Origin of the sequence: Streptomyces phytophilus, assembly GCF_013870535.1 — a bacterium.
Classification (GTDB): domain Bacteria; phylum Actinomycetota; class Actinomycetes; order Streptomycetales; family Streptomycetaceae; genus Streptomyces; species Streptomyces phytophilus.
In genome coordinates, this window is sequence record NZ_JACBXC010000379.1 from 1 (window position 1) to 4,984 (window position 4,984).

The 4,984-nt window shown below is 72.4% G+C and carries 4 protein-coding genes and 1 pseudogene; 3 read left to right on the top strand and 2 right to left on the bottom strand.

Annotated elements, in window-relative coordinates; all coding sequences use genetic code 11:
- Positions 1-292: pseudogene (locus H5J30_RS17350) on the bottom strand (ornithine cyclodeaminase family protein); the annotation flags it as partial.
- Positions 293-408: 116 nt separating this feature from the next.
- Here H5J30_RS17350 and H5J30_RS17355 point away from each other — a divergent pair.
- Both H5J30_RS17355 and H5J30_RS17360 read left to right on the top strand, forming a co-directional pair.
- Complete coding sequence (locus H5J30_RS17355; protein WP_181788332.1) at positions 409-1,101, top strand: GntR family transcriptional regulator; 693 nt, start codon at positions 409-411, stop codon at positions 1,099-1,101.
- A 145-nt stretch (positions 1,102-1,246) separates the two neighbouring features.
- Positions 1,247-2,275: a proline racemase family protein gene (locus H5J30_RS17360; RefSeq protein WP_181788333.1), complete on the top strand. Its 1,029-nt coding sequence runs from the start codon at positions 1,247-1,249 to the stop codon at positions 2,273-2,275.
- Between the two features lie 43 nt (positions 2,276-2,318).
- On the opposite strand, the gene H5J30_RS17365 is transcribed toward H5J30_RS17360, so the two are convergent.
- Positions 2,319-4,007 (bottom strand): glycerol-3-phosphate dehydrogenase/oxidase, encoded by a 1,689-nt coding sequence (locus H5J30_RS17365; RefSeq protein WP_258563375.1) that lies wholly within the window; start codon positions 4,005-4,007, stop codon positions 2,319-2,321.
- 236 nt (positions 4,008-4,243) lie between these two features.
- Here H5J30_RS17365 and H5J30_RS17370 point away from each other — a divergent pair.
- A partial coding sequence (locus H5J30_RS17370; protein ID WP_309505556.1) for an IclR family transcriptional regulator occupies positions 4,244-4,984 on the top strand: 741 nt, incomplete at its 3' end.

Sequence of the window (4,984 nt, forward strand, 5' to 3'; positions counted from 1 at the left end):
TGCCGGCGTGGGCGACGAGGCTGTCGGCGCGGCCGGTCTCGGTCCACACCACGGTGCCGGCGATGGCGGGGACGCGGTCGAAGTCGAGGCTCAGCGTCTTGATCATGGCGGACGCGGTGGCGCGGTGGTGGGCGGACATCACCAGGAACTGCCCGTCGCGCAGGACGGTGCGGGTGGGCATCTCGAACCCCCCGGCGGCGAGGTCGAGGAATCCGCCGCGTACGGCGTCGATGGCCGCACGCATGGTGACGGCCTCGCGGATCTCGCGGGGATCGACGGTGACGGTCTGCATGGGGACTCCGCATCCTGGGGGACAGCCTGGCCAGAGTAAGGTATTACGCCTTACTCTGTCGGCCCGAGCCGGGGCTTACGGCCCGAGCGCTCGCGGCACCGTGTTATGCATGAGGTGTGACTGCTTCGGACTCCTCGCCGGCGAGCACGCCCACCACCCGCCTGCGGCCCGTCAGCCTGCGTGAACAGGCCCGCGAGGCGCTGCGCGCCCGGATCGTGCTCGGACAGATCGAGCCCGGCGAGGTGCGCAGCGTGATCGGCCTCGCCGAGGAGCTGGGGGTCTCCATCACGCCGGTGCGCGAGGCGGTGATGGACCTGGCCAACCACGGGATGGTGGAGGTCATCCGCAACCGCGGGTTCCGGGTGCCGCGGCTCGGCGAGCACGACCTGGACGAGATCTTCCACCTCCGTACGCTGCTGGAGGCGCCCGCGATGGCGGACGTCGTACGGGTCCTGGACGGTGCGCCGGTGCCGCGGTTCCGGCGGCTCGCCGAGGAGATCACCGCCGCGGCCCGGGACGGGGATCTGCCCGTGTTCCTGGACAAGGACCGGCAGTTCCACCTCGGCCTGCTGGAACTGCTCGGCAACGGCCGGCTCGTCGTGATGGTCGCGCGACTGCGCGACCAGGCCCGTATGCAGGGCCTGCGGAAGCTCGCCGCCCAGGGCGGGTTGACGCAGTCCGGCGAGGAGCACATCGCCCTGGTCGACGCGATCGAGGCCGGAGAGGGGGAGCGCGCGGTCGAGTTGATGCGCGCCCACCTCGCCCACAGCCGCGGCATCTGGGCCGGCCACGCGGAACCCGGTTCCTGAACCCGGCCGGTGACGCCGGCCCGCGCCCGCCGCCGTACCGCTGACGAGTGCTGGGTAATATATTACACCTGACTCAGTCGGGATCCCGTGTCACCGGTGACCGGGCACCAACCCTGCGGCACCCCAGCCGCGCGAGGAGACGACCATGGCCGGGCAGCGCCTCCGGGCGGTCAGCACCGTCGACTACCACACGGGCGGCGAGCCGTTCCGCATCGTGGCCGAGCCGCCCGTCGCCATCGAGGGCGCCACCGTCGCCGACCGCCGCACCTTCGCCCTCGCCGACCCCGGCGTGGACGGCCTGCGCAGGCTCCTCGGTTCGGAGCCGCGCGGGCACGCCGACATGTACGGCGGCTTCCTCACCCCGCCCGACGACGAAGGCGCCCACTTCGGCGTGCTGTTCTGGCACAAGGACGGCTTCTCCACCGCCTGCGGCCACGGCTCCATCGCGCTGGCCGTCTGGGCGGTGCAGACCGGCCGCGTCCCGCGCGACCCCTCCGGCAGCACTACGGTCGTCATCGACGTCCCCTCCGGCAGGGTCACCCTGCGCGTGCACACCGAAGGCGACGGCATCACCGGCGTCGACTTCGTCAACGTCCCCAGCTACCGCCTCGCCGAACAGGTGCCCCTCACGACGTCCCGGGGCGACGTCGTCGTCGACGTCGCCTACGGCGGTGCCATCTACGCCCACCTCGACGCCGCCACCGCCGGACTGGCCGTCACCCCCGAGCACTACACCGCCCTCATCGCGATCGGCCGCGAGATCAAGTGGGCCCTCGACGGCACCGCGTACGCCCGCCACCCCGTCGACGACCGCCTCGGCGGCATCTACGGCACCATCCTCTACGACGACCTCGGCCCCGACCCGGACGGCAACCTGCACCAGCGCAACGTGGCCGTCTTCGCCGACGGCCAGGTCGACCGCTCCCCGTGCGGCTCCGGCACCTGCTCGCGCGTCGCCGTACTCGCGGCGACCGGCGCCCTGGAGCCGGGCAGGACCCTCGTCCACGAGTCGATCGTCGGCAGCCGCTTCACCGCCCGTATCGCGGAAGCCGTGACCGCCGACGGACACGAAGCGGTCATCCCCGAAGTCACCGGCACGGCCTACCGAACGGGCCGGCACCACTTCGAACTCGACCCCGCCGACGACCTCGGCACGGGCTTCGTCCTGCGCTGACCCGCGACCCGCGCAGGACGCGCAGCGACCCGGCACTCGCCGGTCAGGAGACGGCGCCGGCCGCCGTGAGACCGAGTGTCTCGCGCTCGCGGCGCACGTCCGCGACGAACTCCTCCACCTGCCGGTCGACCTCGTGCGCGGGGAGGGAGTGCTCGGCCGCCAGCAAGTCCCCGACCCGGTCCGCGACGGAGGCGGCGGCCCGGGAGTCGAGGACCCGCGCCGGGATGCGGCGCCGCAGGACGTCGGTCACGGTCAGGGCCATCTCGTGGCGGATCGCGTAGACCGCTTCCGCCCAGAGGTAGGGGAGGCTCGGCGTCATCGGCTCGGCGAGAGAGGGGGTTGCCGCGATCAGGTCCTCGACGAACCGGGCCTCCGTGCCGTACCGGCCGCTCAGATGGCCGAAGCGGCCGCCGGTCGCCTCGACCGCCTCGGCGTCGAAGTCCGCGCCGCCGACCAGCGGCAGGGCCGCGGTGCGGCAGGCGCGGCGGATGCCGAGGAGCCCGCATACCTTGTCGGTCGCGATCTGGGCCATCGTGCGCGCCACCGTCAGCTTGCCGCCCGCGACAGTGACCACGCCGTCCCGCACGGTGACTTCGTGTTCGCGGCTGAGTTCGGAGGTGTCGCCGCCGCCGGTGTCGATGAGCGGGCGCAGCCCGGCCCACGTGCTGGTGATGTCCTCGACCGCGATCTCCGTGCTGAGTGCGGCGTTCAGCGACTCCAGGAGGGTGCGGGCCTCGGCCCGGGTGCAGCGCGGGTCGTCGAGGTCGTCGGTGTACGGCGAGTCGGTCGTCCCGACGTAGCAGTGGTCTCCCCAGCGCACCACGAACCCCTTGCCGCCCTTGCCGCGTGCTCCCCCGAGCATCGGGAAGGTGAGCGTGGACTGGCTGCGCACCTTGTCCCAGGGGACGACCACGTGGACCCCCTTGGCGGGGCGGATCTGGTGGCGGTGGTCCGCATCGGCCAGGGTGCTGACGGAGTCGCTCCACACGCCCGCGGCGTTGACGACGACCTTCGCGCGCACCCGGAACTCCTCGCTCGACCCGTCGGCTCCCGTCGCGCGGACGGTGGCGGTGTGCCGGCCCTGGGACGAGTCCAGGGCGACGACTTCGGCGCGGTTCGCGACGTGGGCGCCCAGCAGGGCGGCGGTGCGCGCGACGGCGAGGGTCAGCCGGGCGTCGTCGGTCCGGCAGTCGAAGTACAGCAGGCCGCCCAGCAGTCCTTCCGGGCGGAGCGTGGGGCACTGAGTGAGCACCTGCTCGCGGGAGATGCGGCGGTGGCGTCGGCCGATCCTCCAGCCGCCCAGCGCGTCGTAGGCGACGAGGCCCGCACGGAGGGTGCGCGCGACGGCGGGGCTGAACACACCCTCGGTGCGGTAGATCGGGAAGAGGAACGGCAGCCGGCTGACCAGGTGCGGAGCGCGCTCGTACATGCGCTGGCGTTCGAGCAGCGAGTGGTAGACGAGGCGGACCTCCTTCTGCTCGATGTAGCGCAGCCCGCCGTGGATCATCTTGGAGGAGGCCGAGGAGGTCCCCGCGGCGAAGTCGGTCCGCTCGACGAGCCCGACGGTCAGACCGCGGGTGACGGCGTCGAGCGCGACGCTCACCCCGGTGATGCCGCCGCCGACCACGAGTACGTCCAGCGGCGTACCCCGCAGCGAAGCGAGTGCTGCCTCGCGGTCGAAGGCGACGGGTGCGGTCTGGTTCGCGACGGCACTGCGCAGAGCACGGGACATCGTGGCGGCCACCTCGTCTGGTACGTCTGCCGGGCGGAGCGTGAGCGGCAGGATCTTTCGGATCTACCCGGCATCCTGCGGTGCGGGCTTCGGGAGGTCCAACCCATTGACGCCGCGTGTCAACGAACGCCGTGCCTCTTTCGCGAACCGACATGCGGGAGGAGGTGAGCGGCGATGCCGCCGTGGTGTGATGAGTGCAGATGGATCACATGGATCACATGGATCAGGGAGCTGTCGTGGCAGACGAGACGAAGGTTCCCGCGGTCCTGCAGGGTGCCTTCTTCGTGCTGCAGGCCGTGGGCGAAGCGGGGCCGGCCGGGGCGAATGTCGCCGAGGTGCAGACGCGCACCGGTCTGGGCCAGCGCACCACGTACCGGCACCTGGCCTCGCTCAAAGCTCTGGGAATGGTGACCGAGGCGGGTGAGCGCAGCCGCTACCGGCTGGGGCCGGTGATCGCGGGTCTGGCCCAGAACACCTCCGACCAGCGGGAGTTTCTGCGCCGGGCGCGGATGTTCTGTGAGGAGCTCGCGGAGCGGTCCGGTGAGCCGGTCCATGTGACGGTGTGCGACCAGGGGACCGCGGTGACGGTGGCGACGGCGAGCCGGAGTTCCCCGGTCGCGGAGAAGTCGCCGCCGATCGTGCCGGGCTCGCGGCGCCCGCTGCACGCGAGCGCGAGCGGCAAGGTGTTCATCGCGTACAACCGGTCCGCGCTGGAGGCGTACAGCGTGCGGCCGCTGGAGCGGTTCACCCAGTACACGATCACGGACCTGCGCGAGCTTGAGCGCGAGTGCCTGCGGGTGCGGCAGCAGGGCTTTGCGGAGGACCACCAGGAGTACTCCCTCGGGATCACGTGTGTCGCGGTGCCCGTCGTGGGCGTCGGCGGTCGCGCGGTCGGGGCGCTGACCGTCTCGACGAAGCGCCCGGTGATGAGCGAGGCCCGGCGGTCCGAGCTGCTGCGCGCGCTCAGGCCCGCGGCG